The organism is Congregibacter litoralis KT71 (assembly GCF_000153125.2).
Lineage (GTDB): Bacteria > Pseudomonadota > Gammaproteobacteria > Pseudomonadales > Halieaceae > Congregibacter > Congregibacter litoralis.
The window spans coordinates 218,042-237,650 of sequence record NZ_CM002299.1 but is presented as its reverse complement, the minus strand read 5'-3'; the positions used below and the strand labels follow the sequence as shown (position 1 = coordinate 237,650).

Genomic DNA, 19,609 nt, shown 5'->3' with positions numbered 1-19,609 from the left:
GGCAGGGTCTTTGCGGCGTGAAAATCATTATCCTGGGTGCCGGACAGGTGGGCGGAACGCTCGCGGAACATCTGGCGAATGAAAAAAACGACATCACCATTGTCGATACCGACAGTGATCGTCTGCGTGCCTTAAAGGATAGTCTGGATATTGGCACCGTGACGGGCAGCGCTTCCCATCCCGATACCCTCCGAGAAGCCGGCGCAAAAGACACAGAAATGCTCATCGCGGTCACCAACAGTGACGAGATCAATATGATGGCCTGTCAGGTGGCCCATACCTTTTTTCGCACGCCGCAGAAAATCTCCCGGGTGCGTTCTCAGGCATACCTCAATCATCAGGAACAGCTCTTTTCACCGGAAAACATCCCGGTGGACGTCATTATCGGCCCGGAACAGCTCATCACCTCCGCCATCAAGCAGCTCATCGTCAATCCCGGCGCCCTCCAGGTCCTGGATTTTGCGGAGGGGCGGGTACAGCTGGTGGCAGTGCGCGCAGTACACGGCGGTCCCATCGTCGGCAAGGAACTCAGCACCATTCGCGAGCACATGCCGAAGGTCGACACCCGCGTAGCGGCTATTTTTCGGCAAAACCGTGCGATTATCCCCAAGGGCGATACGGTGGTGGAAGCCGACGACGAGGTCTTCTTTATCGCAGCGAGCCAACATATACGCCAGGTCACGTCGGAGCTCCGGCGCGTCGACAAACCCTACAAGCGCATCATGATTGCCGGCGGCGGAAACATTGGTGCCCGCCTTGCCCAGTCTCTGGAAACGGACTTTTCTGTCAGGGTCATCGAGTTCAGCCGTGACCGCTGCCGCATGCTCTCAGAACAGCTTAAGCACACCCTCGTGATTGTCGGCAGTGCAGCGGAGCCGGCGCTTCTCGCCGAGGAAAACATCGAGCGTACTGATGTCTTTTGCGCTCTCACCAATAATGATGAGTCCAACATCATGATGTCCATGCTGGCAAAACGCATGGGTGCGAAAAAAGTTATCACCTTGATCACGAACCCGGCCTATGCGGAGCTTGTGGGTGACGAAATCGACATCGCGATTTCACCGCAGGAAATCACCATTGGCAGCCTCCTCACCTATGTCCGCAAGGGCGACATCAGCGCCGTCCATGCCCTGCGCCGCGGTGCAGCCGAAGCCATTGAACTGGTAGCGCGGGGCGACGCCTACTCCTCCAAGGTCGTAGGCCGGCGCATCGAAGAGATCCCTCTGCCCGATAGCGTGACCATTGGTGCCATTGTCCGCGGTGAACAGGTGCTCATTGCTCACCATGACCTTTTGGTAGAAACCGATGACCACGTCATCCTGTTTCTCGTGGACAAAAACAAAATCAATGCGGTGGAGAAGCTTTTCGCCGTGGGTTTTGGCTTCTTCTCCTAGGCTCGTTAATGCATTTCTCCGTCAGTCTACGCATCCTCGGGCTTCTGCTCGCGCTGTTCAGTGTGACGATGCTGCCGCCGCTGCTCATCGCGGTGCTCAATGACGACGATACGGTAACGGGTTTTATATCGGCCTTTTCCATTACGCTGTTGTCCGGTGCCACCCTGTGGCTGCCCCTGCGCGGGGTCAAACGTGATCTTCAAATCCGCGATGGGTTTTTGGTCACCGCCTTGTTCTGGACGGTTCTCGGTCTCTTCGGTGCCCTACCTTTCGGGCTTACGGCATCTCTGAACATGAGCGTTACCGACGCGATTTTCGAATCCGTATCCGGTCTCACTACCACAGGTGCTACGGTATTAACGGGGCTGGATAACATGCCCGCGTCGATTCTTCTCTACCGGCAAATGCTTCAATGGCTGGGGGGCATCGGCATCATCGTGGTAGCCGTTGCCGTACTGCCCATGCTCGGTATCGGTGGTATGCAGCTGTATCGGGCGGAGACTCCCGGACCGAGCAAAGACAGCAAGCTGACCCCGCGTATCACCGAGACCGCCAAGGCCCTGTTCACTGTCTATCTTGCTCTGACGGTGTTGTGCGCAGGAGCTTACGGGCTCGCCGGCATGTCGGGTTTTGACGCGGTATGTCACGCCTTTGCCACCGTTGCCATCGGTGGCTTCAGTACCCATGACGCCAGCATGGGTTACTTTGAAAGTGATGCCATTTATTTGATCAGCTCACTGTTCATGCTGATTTCGGCACTCAATATCGGTCTTCACTTCACTGCCTTTCGCCGGCGCAGTGTCCTGGGTTACTGGGAGGATTCCGAGGCGCGATTTTTCTTGAGCGCCATGGCGGTATGCGTAGCCATCACCTGCGCCTACCTGGTGTTCTCTCAAACCCTGGATCTCGAGGAGAGCGTTGTTCACGGCCTTTTTCAGGCGGTCTCCATCACCACCACAACAGGCTTTGCGACGCAGAATTTCGCGGTGTGGCCAGGCTTTCTCCCCATGATGCTGCTGATGTTTTCCTTCATGGGGGGCTGTGTGGGGTCTACCGGCGGTGGCATCAAGGCCATGCGTCTGATGCTGATTTACAAACAGGGAATCAGGGAGCTCAAACAGCTGGTGCACCCCCATGCGATTATCCCCCTGAAGGTAGGGAACCGCCGCGTAGAGGCGACCGTGGTCAGTGCCGTATGGAGTTTTTTTGCGGTGTACACCTTTGCATTTATCGTGATCATGCTGGTGCTTATGGCCACGGGCCTCGATTTTATGACGGCATTTTCTGCGGTAGCCGCGGCGCTGAACAATCTGGGTCCCGGCCTCGGCTCCGTGGCGGCCAACTATGGCGAGGTGAGTGATTTTGCCAAGTCAGTGCTGTGCTTCGCGATGCTCCTGGGACGTCTTGAGGTCTTCACGCTGCTGGTGCTGTTCACGCCCATGTTCTGGCGGAACTAGAAAAAGCCCGGCGTCTTTTCCGACTACCCACTCTTCCCCGTGCCCCGGGACTTTCGGATCAACTCATAGGCCGCCTGGATCTCCTGGGACTTCTCCGTTGCAATCTTCAGCATATCCTCAGGCACGCCCCGGGCTGACAGTTTGTCCGGATGATGCTGACTCATGAGCTTTCGATACGCGCGCTTTACCTCTTTATCAGGAGCCTCCTCACTCACCCCCAGAGCGGCGTAGGCATCGGAGAGGGTGGGCGCCGATGAATCACCTCCCTGTTGATGAAAGTGTTCCTGCGCAGTGGCCATGCGCAAAAACTCCTCAACCACCTCCCCGCTGTACCCCAGGAGCTTACCAATCTGCAGCAGGGCTGCGCGCTCACCGCTGTGAAGTTCATGATCGGCGAGGGCCAGGGTCACGAGAAACATCATCAGGGTTTGCTTAAGGGCGGGATGCACACCGCCCGCAAGGAGGTAATTCTGAACCGTGGACTCCAGGGAAAACGCGTCGTCGCCGCCCTCCTTGAACAACAGAATGGCTTCGTGGCGCTGATCATCCGACAGACCCAGCTGACGGAAGATAGCCTCGGTATGGGCCACCTCATCCTCGGAAATGCGCCCATCGGCTTTGGCAACATAGCCCATGAGGAGAAACGTAGTGCGAAAGAACTGCTGGCGAATCTTCTCCAGGTCACCGGATCCCATACCCAGAACGCCGGCCAGCCCCCGATCAAAGAGGTGCCCGATAACCACGCCAAAAATGAGACCGGGGAAACCCGCAACGAGTACACCGAGAACGCCCGCAAGCAACTTGCCCAAAAACATTGTTAACTCCGATAAAGGGGGATAGAGAGTTTAGAGGTCAGGAAGACTCGGGCCGCCAGTCCGGCGCGTAATAGTCCACGGGACCCCGGGGTCGTACCCTAAAGCGTTTGTACTCCCACTGATACTGCGCCGGTGCCATTCGCACGCATTTCTCAACACCGTCATTGAGAGCTTTGAGGGAGAGCTGCATATCCCCACTGTAAATACCCTCATCCGCAGGGAGGTAATGGAGACGAAAGCCTCCGGGAATACGCTCGGCAAAACCGAAAAATGCCCGGGCACCGCTTTTGCTCAGGAGCTTGCTTGCGAGGGTCATGGTAAAAGTGGGCACTCCCATAAACAGGCTGTTTTCTCCCGACTCTTCTACCGGGGGTACCTGGTCAGGCAGGATGCCCGCAATACCCCCTTTTTTCAGAGACTTCACCAACCTGGCAAGTCCTCGGGCATCCGTGGGCACCAGGATAGAGCCCGAGCGCTGCCGGGCGGTACGCACCATATTGTCGAGCTGCTGCATATGCGGCGGCTCATAGAGGGCCACGGACTCGCCGAGCTCGGCAATATGCAGACCGACGATTTCCCAGTTACCCAGGTGGGGTCCCAGCATCATGACGCCCTGACCCTCGGCAAGAGCTTCCCGCACCGCTTCCTCACCGACTATTTCGAGGATATGAGCCCGCACCTGATGCCAGGGTCGATTCCAGACAAAACCCATTTCCACGGCAAGCTCACCCGTTGCTTCCAGGGACTGCCGGGCGAGTTTCTCCTGCTCAGCAGCAGAGAGCTCCGGGAAGGCCAGACCGATGTTTCGTTCCGTTACCCGTCGGGGGGTTCCCCCCACGCGCCAGGCCCCACGTCCAAGGCCTCTGCCAAGGGCACGACCAACGCTCAAGGGGAGCAGGGACGAGGTCCAGAGTAAAAATGCAATCAGTCGGCTTTTCACGAATTCTGCTTTGACGTTTTTGTGAACACTTTGCTTGCTTCCGTACCCTGTTACTCAAAAGGAGCAGTAAAGGGTGGAATTACTATGTACTCAATGTAAGGACTGCATATTGTGCCGCTCTTACTGACGGTATACTACGGGCCTTTTGCACCTCGCACAGGATTTCGCGTGAGCCAGTATTCCGATCCCGCCGCTGACCCCATTAGTTTTCAGGAACTTATCCTCAAATTGCAGCAGTTTTGGGGAGAACAGGGCTGCCTGATTCTTCAACCCCTGGATATGGAAGTGGGGGCCGGTACCTTTCACCCCGCTACCTTTCTCCGTTCTCTTGGGCCAGAGAACTGGAACGCCGCCTATGTTCAGCCCAGTCGGCGTCCAACGGATGGCCGCTATGGTGAGAACCCCAACCGCCTGCAGCATTACTACCAGTTCCAAGTTGCCATGAAGCCCTCGCCACCGGAGTTTCAGGAGTTGTATATCCAGTCTCTGGAAGCTTTGGGGATCAACACCCTCATCCACGATGTCCGTTTTGTAGAGGACAACTGGGAGTCGCCGACACTGGGGGCCTGGGGTCTGGGTTGGGAAGTATGGCTTAACGGTATGGAAGTCTCTCAGTTCACCTACTTCCAGCAGGCCGGTGGTATGGAGTGTTATCCCGTCACGGGTGAGATTACCTACGGTCTTGAACGCATCGCCATGTACCTCCAGGGCGTCGACAGTGTCTATGATCTTCTCTGGACCCGCAGTCCCCAGGGCCCGGTGCTGTATGGCGACGTGTTCCACCAGAATGAAGTAGAGATGTCCCGCTATAACTACGAGGAAGCGGATGTTGACTTCCTGTTTTTGCAATTTGATCACTGCGAAAGAGAGGCGGCGCGCCTAACGGAAATGGCCCTTCCCTTACCCGCCTATGAAATGGTCATGAAGGCGTCCCACACCTTCAACCTCCTGGATGCACGCCATGCAATCTCCGTGACGGAGCGACAGCGCTACATCCTGCGGGTACGTACTTTGGCGCGAAACGTTGCCCAGGCCTACTTTGATGCCCGCGCGGCGCTGGGCTTTCCCATGGCGGAGCCCGCCATCCGCGACGAAGTCCTGGCCCAGCTCAAGGAGGCCGCAGCATGAGTCAGCCATTGCTTCTGGAAGTAGGCTGTGAGGAGTTGCCCTCAAGCAGTCTTGAGCAGCTTGGAATTGCGCTTCGCGAGCAACTCCTGCGTCACCTCGCCGATAAAGGGCTCTCCCACGGTGCCAGCCACTGGTTTGCCGCGCCGCGGCGTCTTGGGGTCCTGGTGGAGGATCTTGTAGAACAGGCCGACGACGAGACCCGGGAAGCTCTGGGCCCGCCCCTGGCCCAGGCAAAAGATGAGGAGGGCAACTGGTCCCGCGCCGCCCAGGGCTTTGCCGCCAAGCAGGGATGCACGGCGGATGAACTTGAGATCATTGACACCCCCAAAGGTCAGCGTCTGGGACTGAAGCAGGTGGTCACCGGGGCTAAAACCAGCGAGTGCCTCGACACGATTGCCAATAGCGCCATCGCCGACTTGCCCATGCCCAAACGCATGCGCTGGGGAGCGTCACGCAGGGAATTTGTGCGGCCCGTCCACTGGATCGTGTTGATGTACGGAGACAAAAGCGGATTCGGCGAAGTCCTGGGTATCACCAGCGGGAATACATCTAAGGGTCACCGTTTTCATGCACCCCAGAGCGTGACGTTTGCATCCGCGGCGAATTACCGGGAGACCCTGCGCAAGGCCCGGGTCATTGCGGATTTTCAGGAGCGATGCGACCTTATTCGAGAGCAGGTGGAGAAAGCCGCTACGGCATTGGGGGGACAGGCGCTCATCGATGAGGACCTCCTGGGCGAAGTCGCCAGTCTCGTAGAGTGGCCCGTGGCTCTGGCCGGCAGTTTTGATACAGCGTTTCTGGAGGTTCCCGCAGAAGCGTTGATCTCTTCCATGCAGAGTCACCAGAAGTATTTTCCCGTGGTGGATGCAGACAACAAACTGATGCCGAACTTCGTTACCGTCAGCAACATCGAGAGCCAGGATCCCGGCCAGGTGATCGCGGGTAATGAGCGCGTCATTCGACCGCGCCTGGCGGATGCGGCCTTCTTTTTTGAACAGGACCGACAAAGCACTCTGGCTTCCCGCGTTCCCCGTCTCGGCGCCGTGGTCTTCCAGAAAAAACTTGGCTCCCTCCTTGAGAAAACCCAGCGCATCCAGCGCCTGGCGGGCAAGCTAGCCGCACTCATCGGTGCGAATCAGACAGATACCGAGCGGGCAGCGGAGCTGTGTAAAGCAGATCTCGTATCAGACATGGTGCTGGAATTTGGCGATCTGCAGGGCATTGCCGGTGCCTATTACGCTCGCAATGACGGCGAGAATGATGCGGTCGCCGACGCTATTGCACAGCATTACTGGCCTACGCAGGCGGGCAGCGATCTGCCCGTGGGTGATGTCGCGGTTGCCGTTGCCCTTGCGGATCGTCTGGATACGCTCATGGGTATTTTTGGTATCGGCCAACCCCCGACGGGATCGAAGGACCCCTTCGCCCTGCGTCGGGCATCCATCGCTGTGCTCAGAATCATCATTGAAAAGGGGCTTGCCCTTGATTTGCGTGAATGCCTGGAGCTAGCGGGTGAGGGCTTTCCTGCGGAGGTCATCGCCGAAAACGCAGGTGACGCTGTTTTTGATTACATGCTCGACCGGCTGCCGGCGCTTTACGAGAACGACGCCATTGCCATCGAAGTGTTTCGCGCGGTGCGTGGTAGCGGCAGCTCAAAACCCGCGGACTTTGATCGCCGCGTACGGGCCGTTCACGCCTTTGGAGAACGCCCCGAAGCCGAGGCACTGGCGGCAGCTAATAAGCGCGTGAGCAATATTCTCGCGAAGGCTGAAGATCGCGACGACGATGCAAGAGTAAGTGCTGACTTACTTTCAGAGGCCAATGAAATAGCCCTTTATGAGGCAATCACCGCAGCAGAAAGAGATAACGTTAATGCCTTGGCGAAGGCTGATTACTCCACCGCGTTGGGGCGTCTAGCAACCCTTCGGGCGCCCGTGGATGCCTTCTTTGACGAGGTTATGGTGAATGCCGAAGACCCGGCGCTCAAGGCAAACCGCCTTGCCCTGCTGGCAAGCCTTCGTGGGCAGTTCATGGCGATAGCCGATATCTCCCAATTAGCCGGTAGCAAAAGCGAATGAGCTTTAAACGCGTCATTACAATAATGTTTGGTCAGTGATAGAAACCGCGCTTAACGACCCCTCCCTCGTTTACGCCATAGCCGGTTTGATCTTTGGCGCCATCATCGCCTGGCTCTGGCGAGGTGCAGAGCTTTCGAAAACCCGCGGTGATCTTGATGCGCAGCGGGAGCGGCTGCAGGAACTGGAGATCGCCCATGCCAGCCTTTTAAGCGAAAGGGAAGTTCTCGCGGAGCAATTCCAGAGCATGAACGAGCGGGTCACTGAGTTACAGCTCGAACGCAACTCCCTGGCCACCACCAACGCGGGTCTGAGCGCCCGTCAAACCGCCGATCAGGAAAAGCACAAAGAGCAACTGGCGCTTCTCGAGCGCAGTAAGCAGCAGCTTGCCATTGAGTTTGAGAATCTCGCCAACCGCATCTTCGAAGAGCGAGGCAAAAAATTCAGCCAGGACAATCAACAGTCCATGGAATCCCTTCTGAAACCCTTTGGCGAGCAGATTCATCGCTTTCAATCCCGCATCAATGAAGTCCATGCCCAGTCAATTCGCGGCAATGAAAGCCTTGCCGGGGAGCTGCGCACCATGATGGGTGTAGGTCTGAAAATGAGTGACCAGGCGGAAAATCTTGCCAAGGCTCTCAAAGGCGATAAAAAGACCACGGGTAACTGGGGCGAAGTGCAGCTGGAACGCACCCTGCAACTGGCGGGGCTGGAACCGGGAAGCCACTACGAAGCCCAGAGTAGTTTTCGCGATAGCGAGGGAAGACTCCGTATCCCGGACTTTGTGATCAAACTCCCTGACGGCAAGCATCTTATTATCGACAGCAAGGTCTCCCTGGTGGACTATGACCGGGCCGTTGCCGCCGAAAGTGATGAAGAACGCAACGAGGCTTTAAAAGCCCACGGCGCTGCCCTCAAACGTCACATTGATGACCTTTCCTCAAAAGACTATTCCGCTCTGAGTGGTATGAACAGTCCCGAGCTCGTATTCATGTTTATGCCCATTGAGGCCGCTTACATTGAGGCGCTCAAGTTCAATCGAGAGCTTTTCAATGACGGCTACCAGAAAAACGTGATTATGGTGTCGCACACCACCTTGCTGCCTATGCTGCGTACCGTCGCCAGCCTGTGGATAGCGTTTCGCAGCAACGAAGAGGCGCGGGAAATCAGCGGGATGGCAGGGGACATTTACAACAAGGTGTGCCTCGTGGGAAATCGCCTGGAGGACATGGGCAAGACCCTGAGCACGGCCACGGACAAATACAATAAGACTGTCACCGCCTTGGTAGGGAAACAGGGCCTCTACGGAAAAGTAGAACGGTTCAAGAGCACCGCTGCCAATGCAAAGGGCGAGCTGCCGAAACCCGCGACACAGCATCCCAATATTGAACATGATCGCCTCAAGATACTCACGGAAGATACTCCACCGCAGCTGACCGCTGCCGACGCAGATAAAGAACCCCTGGATTAAGGGCCGCGATGCCTGATAGATGAATCAACCGTCGCTGAAACAACTGGAATACATCCTGGCGGTCGCTAAAAGCGGCAGCTTTCGGGGTGCCGCAGATGAGTTGGGTATCAGCCAGCCCACACTGACCGCACAGATCGCCCGCGCCGAAGAAGCCCTCGGCGAAAAACTACTGGAGCGCTCGCGAAGCGGCGCTTATCTCACTCCCGCAGGACGGCTGTTTGAGCCCCAGGCACGGCGCGTGTTAGAGGCCATGGAGGAGCTGGGGCAAGTGATGGGTGATACCGCCATCAACGAAAAAGCCACCTACCGCCTCGGGGTAAAAGGCACTCTGGGGCCCTACCTGTTGCCGCAGATTCTCCCGGCGCTCAAGGACGCACACCCAAAGCTGCGGTTCTACGTGCGGGAGGATTCTCCCCTGGGACTCGAGGAAGGGATCGCGCGGGGTGACTACGATCTGATCATCACCGCGCTGCCCATTAACTCCCGAGACCTCGTGCAAGAGCCCCTCCTACGCGAAAAGATACTGCTCGCGGCTCCTGCCGATCACCCTTTATCAAAAGTTAAAACCTGGCGAGGTCAGTATCTTGAAGGTGAGCAAGTGCTTACTACAGAAAACGGTCACCAATTTTCCCGTCAGGTGGAGACCGTATGTCAACGACTGGGGGCGCAGGTGCGCCGGGACTATGAGGGAAGCAGCCTCGACGCCCTAAGGCTCATGGTGGTCATGGGCATGGGCCTGACCTTCCTGCCCGCGCTTTACGTCGAATCAGAGATCAAGGCAGACAGCGGAATCAGGGTGGGTGAGTTAGCGGATGAGAGCATCGCCAGACTCCATGTCCTGGCCTGGCGCCCGAGTAGCCCCGCGCGCAACTTTTACAAGGTTCTCGCAGAGGACTTACGGAAAATCATCGCCGCCCGTCTGGGGCATGCGGTGGATGTCATCAATAGCCTCTAAGCAGAAACGCCCCTGGGCGTGTCTTCGCAAGGACCGTCATGGAGCAACGGCAGCGATCGCTCCCTCCATCGATCCATGGTTGGGAGTTGGCAGTGCGCAATTGCTCAGACCAAGGGCCGGTGGGTTCATGGATAAGGTCAGGGGTGCAAAATGTGAGAGCACATTAAGCCCCAGAAGGTTACGGCCCGATCCCGGAACCACGATTACCTCGGTGGGACCGATGTCGCAGCCGCCCACCAGATGCAGTGCTTCGATTTCGTAAACATTCAATCTTCGCGTTCGGCCATCGGCCATCTTGGCGGCGACTTCACGGGTTTTTCGCACATTCCCCCGATCCCTAATGGACTTAAACACCGCGCTATTGATCGTCGCCATAGCAGCGCCCGTGTCCAGCAGAAAGGTGACGGGCTGACCGCCAACGCTCATGGCCACCTCCAGCGCACCACCTGACCCGGTCATTAACGGAAGCTCCACGGTTTGTTGTGCCCACGCCGGGCCCGCTAAAAGCTGACATAACAGAATCACAATGGGTAAATGGCGCGCGGTCATGCAAGGCTGTTTGCAATAGTCGCGCCACTCGCCAGAAAAGCGAGTGCTTACAGAGGTGCCGCTCGTTTTGCATTGCTAACCCCCTCCAAAAACGCTCTGTGAGGGCGCATAAAGTGCATTAACAGGGTGCGCAGTTGGTCTAAGTCGGCATGTAAAACGAGTTATTGTGTATTTTCAAATTCTTAAACCCTCATGCGATAGATAAAATCTATCGGTAATTCTCAGCACTTTGTTCAGCTACACGGCGGTTTTCGTCTAGTATTGCCACCTGTTCAGCGGTCTTCGCTCACTTGCCTGGCAACAGGGTCTGATGAAGATCAGATCCATAAGGCGGAATGTTCATTACATGGACGGTTCATGAGAGGGAAGACCCATGAGATGTGAGAAAAACAGGAGAGGTATTACGCTATGAATGCGAGTAACAAAGCACAGCCTGCAAAGTACTTCAGTACGGCAATCGCAGCCGCAATCGCGACAGCCGCCATGTCCTTTTCCGGCGTTGCCGTGTCAGATACCACAAATTCAGCAACGGAATACCGCTGGGAAGTCGATATGCGCGGCAAGCCGCCCTTTAAGCGCGAGCGCGTCGCTGTGGAGTCTGTCGATATCGCTTCCATGGAAATCAGCGATGTTAATGTTAGTGATGTGGCGACGGAAACAGTCTGGGAGCGGGAGTTTACAGGCCGTCCGCCCTTCAACCGACGCCAGGTTGAGCTACCGGTAGTTGATGCCGCCTCCATGGAAATCGTCGAAGAAGCACCCAAGTCCACAACTTTCCGCGGTCGTCCGCCCTTCAAACGACACCGCTAACGAGCAACCCTCCCTGATGCGCCGAACCCTTGGGAACGGCGCTTTTTTTTGCCTCGATTTTCAATTCAACTTTCTCTGCGGTCATTTCGCTGGTCGCGACGAGGAATTGGGACACCCTTACCAATGAATTCCCACGGTACAACGGGCTGATCAAGAAGTGGTAGCGCTGTCTATAGTAGGCTTAGCCGCTCTGTTTTCAGGCAGGCTCTTCGAGTATGGCGACATAACATCGTGGCAACACGCTATCTTGTATTCGGCGCGTCGGGCTATATCGGCGGCAACCTCGTTCCCTTTTTAATTGATCGTGGCGCGACGGTTCGTGCCGTCGCCCGCGATCGCGAAGTTCTGGAAGCTCGGCACTGGGCCGGCGTCGAACTTGTAGAAGCTGATGCTCTGGAACCCGGGTCCCTGATACCAGCACTCGCCGAATCAGACATTGTGTTTTACCTGGTGCACTCCATGGCCGCAGGAAAAGATTTTGGTGCGCTCGATCTGGTCGCCGCGGAAAACTTTGCGCGCGCTGCGGCAGATGCAGGCGTTCAACGGATTATCTATCTCGGCGGATTGATACCTGATTCATCTTCTTTAGGTGAACACATTAGCTCCAGAAGGGATACCGGCGAGGTGCTTCGTGAAGGCCCCGTGCCTGTTACGGAAATTCGGGCGGGAATCATCATTGGTCCAGGGTCAGCCGCATTTGAAGTCATGCGGGATCTGGCACTGAATCTTCCGGTGATGATTACACCCCGTTGGGTGCGGGCCACTTCACCGCCCATTGCCCTTTCAAACCTCCTTGAGTATCTCTGGAAAATCGCGCATAGCGACGAAGCTGCGGGGCAGGTTTATGATGCGGCGGGACCTGAGGAAGTAGATTACACAAGTATGATGCGCGCTATTGCGCGTCAAGCCGGGAAAAGTCCACCGCTGATCATTCCGGTGCCTGTACTGACACCGACGCTGTCTTCCTACTGGCTTGGGTTGGTCACGGCCGTGCCAGCTCCCATCGCTCGCGCACTGATCACCGGGCTTAAGCACTCATTTTCCGCTGATGATGGTCCTTTGCGAAAAGCAGCACCGCAGCATCTGCTGACTATGGACGACGCCGTTGCCATGGCGCTTCGCCAGGAAAGACAGCACCAAACCCTGGCCCGCTGGACTGACGGCAACTTTCAGCTTCGCGGTCATCGTCATGACAACGCCTATTATTCCAAGCACGCAGGTAGTAGCACGATCACCCGCGCGAAGCCCGCCGCTCTCTGGGGATTAATCACCGGCCTTGGTGGACCGCAGCGCTATCACTACATGAATGGCCTATGGCTCATTCGCGAAATCATGGACTGGATTGCCGGGGGACCGGGGCTGAGTCGTGGCCGACGAAGCTTTGCCGAGCTACGTCTTGGTGATCGCATTGACTATTGGACCGTCCTCGCTCTCCAGGAGGAACGAAGTCTCACCCTGGAATTCGGACTTAAGGCACCGGGATCTGGCGCACTGGAGTTCCAGATCAAACCGCTGGACCACGGACTTACGGAGCTGCGGATCACGGCGCACTGGCATCCCAGAGGGGTTTGGGGCTTGCTCTACTGGTGGGCGATGTTTCCCGCGCACCTTTTCCTGTTTCGTGGATGGACAAAAAAATTGGCCAGGCTCGCGGAGACCGATAGTTAATGAACAAAAATGCTCAGGACCAGAAACTTCCGGAAAAACTGCTGGGCGTTTTACCCCGGGATTTACGCCAGCTATTGGGGTTTGTACCCGGGCACGGCTGGGATGCCATCGAATGGCGCCCGCTACTCAAGCAAATGCGCCGCATGGCTTGGCAGGTGACCTCCGGGGCAGGAGTCTCGTTGTTGGTCCGCAGCATACCGCCAATCCCCGGATTACAGATAAAAAAAGCATCCGGAGTAGCACTATCGGAACTCACCAAGGCACAGCGAAAAGCCACAGGGGACACCATACTGTATTTCTACTTCAGGCAGTTCCTCAACCCTCAAGGCATGTTCCTCGATCTGCGCTATTCACGATTTGTGAAGAACCGTGCACAACTTCACTTCCTGCCCAACGGCCTCCATGCGCAACTGGACAGTAAATTCCGCCTCGGCATGATTGATCTTTATCGCGGTTTCTACTCACCGGACCCGGAGCTTCTAGATCGGGCCCTGTATGACATGGGCTTTCTGAGGAAAGATCTTGGCCCTGAGGAAACGGAGGAACTGCGGGGCTTACTACAGGCGCATTTTGGCAGTCAGCAGCGTTCCCAACGTTTTTCTATCGAAGTTTTCAAAGAATCTTTCAATGCTCTTTTCGATTTTTTCATTGAGCATGACTACCAGCTACGCAGTGACTTTGTCATGGTCGGTCTATATCTGATCACGCTATATCTGGTACTCGAAGATTTAGGACAGTCCCATGACGTAAAGGCCATCTGCGAAAGAGCGCTCCTTCATCCCCGTGACTGACTCCACTCACCCCCTGACAACCAGGCAGCACCTGGTAACATCGGACTCACCTGTAGTCAGGTAACTCACGTCGAAAGTACCGCCGAGGTGATACTTGTCTCATCGCGATGATTCGAAAAGCTTATATTTTTTAGACACCTGGTGGTAACCCCTTCAATGCAAGGTCGTTTACTCCACATCGATGGTGACTTTGATCACTTTGCCCGAGAATCGCCCATCCACCGAACCATAATTCTCTACTACCGGAGTCGCGCCATCGACACCAACATCCGCCGTCTCATCCATAGAGAAAACAAGTGCTTCTGTCCGGTCTATGCGCGCGCTATCAACTGCTTTTTCATTGACAAATAAAGTCCCTGTCGCTCCCATCCCAGCGCCACCGCCGTCATAGTCAAAATCCAGTCGAATCATCGATTTACCAGCGGGTAATTCGTCCGACGCGGCAATCGTTGTGCGCTGCTGGTTAAGGTAGTTGTAGGTATAACTGGGTTTGCCATCCTTAATGTAAAGACTCCAGCCACCAAAGCGACCACCTTGCGCCAGAATCACACCATTGCCACCATCGGTAGGCACGTCAACTTCCGCGGTAATCGTGTGCGACTTGTTCTTTACATTGATGAAAGCGTTTTCACCCATGTCGCGCATCCCGTCACTTAGGGTAAGCGACGTTCGTCCCGCCATAAGGTCGGGTCGACCAGCGATATCAGCATTCATTCTCTCGAAACTGCGATCATCAATCGGCAGGGCGTGGTTTACGGACGCTACCTCCATGAACAAGGCCTGCAATTCTGCGAGTCTTTGGGGTTCCTCGGAAGCCAGGTCGTTGGTCAAGCTGAAGTCAGAGTCTGTATCGAATAGTTCCCAGATGTCGTTCTCGAGGGTCGCGATCGGTTCGCGAGCCCACGGCTCCTTGTGGATCGTGCGTGCCAACCAGCCTTCATGATAAATCGCACGGTTACCGAAAAGTTCAAAGTACTGCGTCCTATGACCCGTTTCCGCAGTAGCATCGTCAAAGGTACTGATCAGGCTTTTGCCCTGAATCGGAACCTGAGGGATACCGTTGACCATGGTCGGCTCAGGTATCCTGGTCGCCTCAAGGATTGTAGGCACGATGTCAGTAACATGCGCGAACTGGCTACGTACCTCGCCGCTACCTTCAAAATTTTCTGGCCAATGAATCACCATTCCGTTTCGGGTGCCACCAAAGTCAGAAGCCACCTGCTTGGCCCAGGTAAAGGGCGTATCACTGGCAATAGCCCAGCCGATGGCCATGTGCGGGTAGGTCATTGGGCCTCCCCAATCATCATAGTGCTCAAGCATTGCTTCGGTCGTCTCGGGCACACCGTTAATTGATGTGTACTCGTTGGAAACACCGAGCGCGCCGCCTTCAGCGCTGGTGCCATTATCACCGGCGATGTAAAACACCAGTGTGTTGTCGAGTTCGCCCATCTCTCTAAGAGAGTCGACTAAGCGGCCGATTTCCGTATCGGCGTACTCTGCGAACGCGGCAAAGACTTCCATCTGTCGAGCGAGTAGACGCTTCTCATCGACTGTGTGATCGTCCCAATCCTTGATTCCTGGCGGTTTCGGGGCCAGCTGTGTACCTTCCGGCACCACGCCAAGGGCAATCTGCCGTGCCAGCGTCTCTTCCCGAAGTTTGTCCCATCCCTGATCAAACTGTCCTTTATATCTGGCAATCCAGTCCGCCGGTACATGGTGAGGTGCGTGAGTGGCACCGGGAGCGAAGTACAAGAAAAAAGGCTTTTCGGGGGTCAGGGCCTGTTGGAAACTTACCCATTCGATCGCCTCGTCCGTCATGTCCGTCATAAAGTTGTAGTCAGGGTCGTCGGGCAGCTCAACGGGGGTCATTCCATCGTAGATTAATGGCGCCCATTGGTTTGTCTCACCGCCAAAAAACCCATAAAACTTGTCAAACCCTTTGCGCGTGGGCCAGCGATCAGTCGCCCCGGATGGACTGACTTCCCATGCAGCTGTCTCATGATTTTTACCGAACTGTGCAGTGCTGTAACCATTAAGTCGCAGCACGTTAGAGATCGGAGAAATGTTAAGGGGAATCACGCCGGTATTCCCGGGAAACGCCGTCGCCGTTTCGGTGATCGAGCCCATATTGTTCATATGGTGATTTCGACCGCTGAGCAGTGCTGCACGAGTAGGGGCGCACATGGCTGTGGTGTGGAATCGATTGTAGCGGAGGCCTGAATCCGCAAGCTCATCGAGAGTCGGCATACGGGCAGGTCCGCCAAAGGTACTTGAGACGCCGAAGCCCATATCATCGATCATTATCAATAATACGTTTGGCGCCCCCTGGGGAGCCGTGACCTGAAATCGCTCGGGCGGTTCAGCGTTGCGAGCATCAAGCTCTGTGTAGAGGGCGACCTCCGGCGGATGAATCGGCAATACCGTGCGATCGAGATTCTGGGCCGAGGCGTCTTGCCCATGAGAGAGAAGGCCGAGGGTTACCGCCAGAGGCGCAACTAGTAGTTTGAGGTTCATAACGATCCTTTAGGTCACGACCTCGCCATTTGACCACGCCATGGTATTGACCTCTAATGCATTAATTGAATCAATTTGCTGCGAAAAACTCATAGTGATTACGTATCGTCAGTTACAACACGCCCTCAGTCTCTTCAAGAACGGGAACTTCACCCGGGCAGCCAACCAGGCGAATATCTCGCAATCAGCCTTTTCCCGAAGTATCGGAAATCTTGAGGCAGACCTCGGTGTCACACTGTTTGATCGCGAACACCAGACGGTAACGCCAACTCGCTATGGCGAAGCGTTCATTCGCCGTGCAGCGGACATCGTTAACAACACAGAGGAACTCCGGCGCGAAATTGACCTGATGCGCGGCCTGAACGTTGGGGAGTTTTGTGTGGCGTTGGGCATGTATCCCGCGCAAGTATCCGGTAACGCAGCGCTCGGAAAGATGATCAGAGACTTTCCGAACCTCCGATATCGAGCGCACACCGGAAACTGGCAAACGGTGAACGAATATGTTCTCAATCGGACCGTAGACCTGGGATTCGCCGCAATTGAAGCTGCCACCCTTGAAGATGGCTTATCGATAGAAAAGGTAAGCGAGCATCAAATGGTGGTTTTTTGTAGAAAAGAGCATCCCCTCGCCACGAACAGGAAGCCAAGCAGGGCGGAATTAGATCAATTTCCGCTGGTTTCAATTCGTGTACCCGCGGGCCTGGCCGAGGCGATACCGGGCCAATCGGACATTGATGTTGAAAGTGGCCATCTAGTGCCATCCGTAGAAATAGACGATTTCTCCACCGCGCGAATGCTCGTCTCGCAAAGCAACGCAATTGGCGCCGCTATACCCTCACAGATTGAATCCGAACTTGAATCGGGCGAACTTATTCTGCTCAACTTTCAGAACCCTTGGATAGCGCCAGTGCACGGATTCATATTTCTAAAGAACCGGACCATTAGTCCGGCTGCAGAGGTCTTTATGGAAACTGTTTTGAAGTTTGAGCAAACAGCCAGAGAGAAGAACAAATCGCTGATAGAAAAATACTTGAAGTCGTGACAGAGACTAAAAATCTAAGCCATTCATTGCAACGGTAATAAGCCAATTTTTTTGGTTCACTTAGGACGATTAATTTTTCAAATAATGTGAAAACCCACAACTCTCTGTGTTACCCCATAAAGCGCCGAGAGGAAACTCGTACCTAACTGATTTTCCTTACATTCCGCAAATTACTAGAACGCTATGCTTTAACAAATAATCACGTAGATGCGTCACTAGCACTAAAGTTATCTCATAATATGCGCAACCTTATCCAATTCAATAAGTTACGACCACTCAAACTTGTACTTGCTTGATCCAGTTTCTCAAAATGTTATCGCCAAGAGCGAACTGACCGCACACATCAAGGAATTTAAAACCTGGATCCAAACACTAGGCTGACAGCTTCTCGCCAGAGGCCATTTGCAAAAGGGGCGACGGCCTGCCCCCACGCATTGAGCTAAGAGCCCTCAGAAGGAAAGCGAGGCGACTTCAGCTCACGTTTAATTTCGTTCAGAACGGCACAGGAAAGCAGTCGGTATCCATCTGGGCGTTTGCCATAGACTTGCACCAGACTAGTTTCATACACCCGCCTCATCATCTGGCAGTCGATAGGCCCACTCGATTGGGTCAACGCTTCCGAGGAAAGCAAGCATTGTCTCGCGTGTGTGTTGATTTCAGACGCCTTAAAGCCGGCGCAAGGCACGTCATCAATAGCGGTCTCAACACGCTGAAGCTGGGCAAGAAACTCGTCGCACTCTACTTTTGCATAATCGCCGGGTAGTGCAGGATTAGTTCCATCACCGTTGAGACTCATCAACAGAGTCTCATAATAAGTGTAAGCGATCGTGCAGTTAGCCAAAATTTGTTTACTCGCGTTGTTTCCCGCGCTTTGGCTTATGCCCAAAAGGCAGCTGCTCATATGGGCCGCAGTGCCGTCGTAGTCCAAACAAGCCTGCCAGAAGGGGGGGGCTCCGTTCAACTCTACCAACACTTTGGCAAAAGTCTTACATTCAGGGAGTTTCTCTGGAAGGTCTTCGCGACTTACACCCTGTTGCTGTAGCACTCTCATATATATCATCTGAAGCTGCGAGCACTGTGCACGTTGAGTGTTGCTAAACGGATTGACGTTGCTGTACTGATTAAGGGTGGCCGTCGCTACGCATTCAAAAACATCTTTTACTAAGGTCGGATTCGCGCTAGCACAAGCACCACTGGAATTTGCGTTCACGCCATTCAAGCCCAAGAGTAAAAGTGCAATACATTGTAAAGCTCGGTGAATAATCGCCATCAGAAACCCGAGTCATCGAGGTATTCCACCAAGGCTTTTTTGACTTCGACTACGATCGCGCCCTCTAACAATGCATCCTTCTGCTCCAAAAACTCGCTCTTTGAATCGAACACCTGCTCGTGGCTAATGGTTCGAGTGATTTCTACGCCTGATTCTTCATCGGTCAACAAGACCCTCGACAGCATCGACACCATGACTTGCTCATCATCGCCCCAATTATCAAGAATCGCATTGTTTTGGTTCAATCGCGCATTCACCTCAGTGGCTTTGCTCGCTTCTTTCCCAAATCCGAAAATACTGCCTACGTCCGATACCAAGCTAAGCCCGGCAGTGGCCATTTCTTTGGTGCTCATGCCCTCTTTATGAGGCTCGAAGCTGAACGCGGGAGGCTCTACCTCGATCACAAGGCCCGATGAATTTCGTTTGTGAGGCCGAGCAATAAACTCACCACTTTTTGAAACAGCGCGTGCAGTGGCTTTGGTAACTTCGCGCAAATAATTACTTTCCTCATCGCGAATCTTCTTGAGGTAGACAACCACTTCCTCGTCATCAAACCCTTCCTGCGCATAGGCCCCAACCGAAATTAGCGTGGTGAAAAATAGCGCTGGAAAGATACCAAAGGTGATACTGCGAAAAAATAACGACATGGCGAAACTGCTTTTTATTAAAGAGAGAAGGAGTACCGCAGATAATGCCATAAAGATACCTCCAACTGGCTGGAATAAACAAA

At 54.9% G+C, this 19,609-nt stretch carries 16 protein-coding genes; 10 read left to right on the top strand and 6 right to left on the bottom strand.

Translation table 11 applies throughout. The annotated features are described in order from the left end of the window. The first annotated feature begins 17 nt into the window (after positions 1-17). Positions 18-1,394, top strand: coding sequence for a Trk system potassium transporter TrkA (gene trkA, locus KT71_RS01105; protein WP_008293355.1), 1,377 nt, complete (start codon positions 18-20; stop codon positions 1,392-1,394). A gap of 8 nt (positions 1,395-1,402) precedes the next feature. Continuing rightward, positions 1,403-2,851 (top strand): TrkH family potassium uptake protein, encoded by a 1,449-nt coding sequence (locus KT71_RS01100; RefSeq protein ID WP_008293356.1) that lies wholly within the window; start codon positions 1,403-1,405, stop codon positions 2,849-2,851. A gap of 23 nt (positions 2,852-2,874) precedes the next feature. Here KT71_RS01100 and djlA read toward each other — a convergent pair whose 3' ends face one another. Both djlA and KT71_RS01090 read right to left on the bottom strand, forming a co-directional pair. Continuing rightward, complete coding sequence (djlA, locus tag KT71_RS01095; protein WP_008293357.1) at positions 2,875-3,666, bottom strand: co-chaperone DjlA; 792 nt, start codon at positions 3,664-3,666, stop codon at positions 2,875-2,877. Between the two features lie 37 nt (positions 3,667-3,703). Then, positions 3,704-4,606, bottom strand: a complete 903-nt coding sequence (locus tag KT71_RS01090) for a lysophospholipid acyltransferase family protein (protein WP_023659771.1) — start codon at positions 4,604-4,606, stop codon at positions 3,704-3,706. 168 nt (positions 4,607-4,774) lie between these two features. On the opposite strand from KT71_RS01090, the gene glyQ reads away from it, so the two are divergent. The 4 genes from glyQ to KT71_RS01070 are packed head-to-tail and all read left to right on the top strand — an operon-like array spanning position 4,775 to position 10,235. Next, entirely contained in the window at positions 4,775-5,734 is a 960-nt protein-coding gene (glyQ, locus tag KT71_RS01085; RefSeq protein ID WP_008293359.1) for a glycine--tRNA ligase subunit alpha, read from the top strand. Beyond that, on the top strand, positions 5,731-7,812 hold the full coding sequence (gene glyS, locus KT71_RS01080) for a glycine--tRNA ligase subunit beta (protein WP_008293360.1): 2,082 nt from the start codon (positions 5,731-5,733) through the stop codon (positions 7,810-7,812). The genes glyQ and glyS overlap by 4 nt, the downstream gene beginning before the upstream one ends. Positions 7,813-7,846: 34 nt before the next feature. After that, the gene (locus KT71_RS01075) at positions 7,847-9,280 is read left to right on the top strand and encodes a DNA recombination protein RmuC (protein ID WP_008293361.1); all 1,434 of its coding nucleotides are present in this window, start codon (positions 7,847-7,849) and stop codon (positions 9,278-9,280) included. A gap of 19 nt (positions 9,281-9,299) precedes the next feature. Beyond that, a complete protein-coding gene (locus KT71_RS01070) occupies positions 9,300-10,235 on the top strand; it encodes a hydrogen peroxide-inducible genes activator (RefSeq protein WP_008293362.1) in 936 nt (311 codons plus the stop codon). Positions 10,236-10,271: 36 nt separating this feature from the next. Here KT71_RS01070 and KT71_RS01065 read toward each other — a convergent pair whose 3' ends face one another. Beyond that, positions 10,272-10,694, bottom strand: a complete 423-nt coding sequence (locus tag KT71_RS01065; RefSeq protein ID WP_008293363.1) for a retropepsin-like aspartic protease — start codon at positions 10,692-10,694, stop codon at positions 10,272-10,274. Positions 10,695-11,192: 498 nt separating this feature from the next. Here KT71_RS01065 and KT71_RS01060 point away from each other — a divergent pair, with 498 nt between their 5' ends. From KT71_RS01060 to KT71_RS01050, 3 genes are all read left to right on the top strand, one after another. After that, entirely contained in the window at positions 11,193-11,594 is a 402-nt protein-coding gene (locus KT71_RS01060; RefSeq protein ID WP_008293364.1) for a hypothetical protein, read from the top strand. Positions 11,595-11,825: 231 nt separating this feature from the next. Then, positions 11,826-13,262, top strand: coding sequence for a DUF2867 domain-containing protein (locus KT71_RS01055; RefSeq protein WP_008293365.1), 1,437 nt, complete (start codon positions 11,826-11,828; stop codon positions 13,260-13,262). Next, entirely contained in the window at positions 13,262-14,053 is a 792-nt protein-coding gene (locus KT71_RS01050) for a hypothetical protein (RefSeq protein WP_008293366.1), read from the top strand. The genes KT71_RS01055 and KT71_RS01050 overlap by 1 nt, the downstream gene beginning before the upstream one ends. A 168-nt stretch (positions 14,054-14,221) precedes the next feature. On the opposite strand, the gene KT71_RS01045 is transcribed toward KT71_RS01050, so the two are convergent. After that, the gene (locus KT71_RS01045; protein WP_008293368.1) at positions 14,222-16,567 is read right to left on the bottom strand and encodes an arylsulfatase; all 2,346 of its coding nucleotides are present in this window, start codon (positions 16,565-16,567) and stop codon (positions 14,222-14,224) included. A gap of 46 nt (positions 16,568-16,613) precedes the next feature. On the opposite strand from KT71_RS01045, the gene KT71_RS01040 reads away from it, so the two are divergent. After that, positions 16,614-17,609, top strand: coding sequence for a LysR family transcriptional regulator (locus KT71_RS01040; protein WP_169729134.1), 996 nt, complete (start codon positions 16,614-16,616; stop codon positions 17,607-17,609). A 439-nt stretch (positions 17,610-18,048) separates the two neighbouring features. On the opposite strand, the gene KT71_RS01035 is transcribed toward KT71_RS01040, so the two are convergent. Both KT71_RS01035 and KT71_RS01030 read right to left on the bottom strand, forming a co-directional pair. After that, a complete protein-coding gene (locus KT71_RS01035; protein WP_008293370.1) occupies positions 18,049-18,879 on the bottom strand; it encodes a hypothetical protein in 831 nt (276 codons plus the stop codon). Continuing rightward, positions 18,879-19,577 carry a hypothetical protein gene (locus KT71_RS01030; RefSeq protein WP_008293371.1) on the bottom strand — a complete coding sequence of 233 codons (699 nt, stop codon included), beginning with the start codon at positions 19,575-19,577 and terminating at the stop codon, positions 18,879-18,881. Before KT71_RS01030 ends, KT71_RS01035 begins: the two co-directional genes overlap by 1 nt. Positions 19,578-19,609 lie beyond the last annotated feature (32 nt).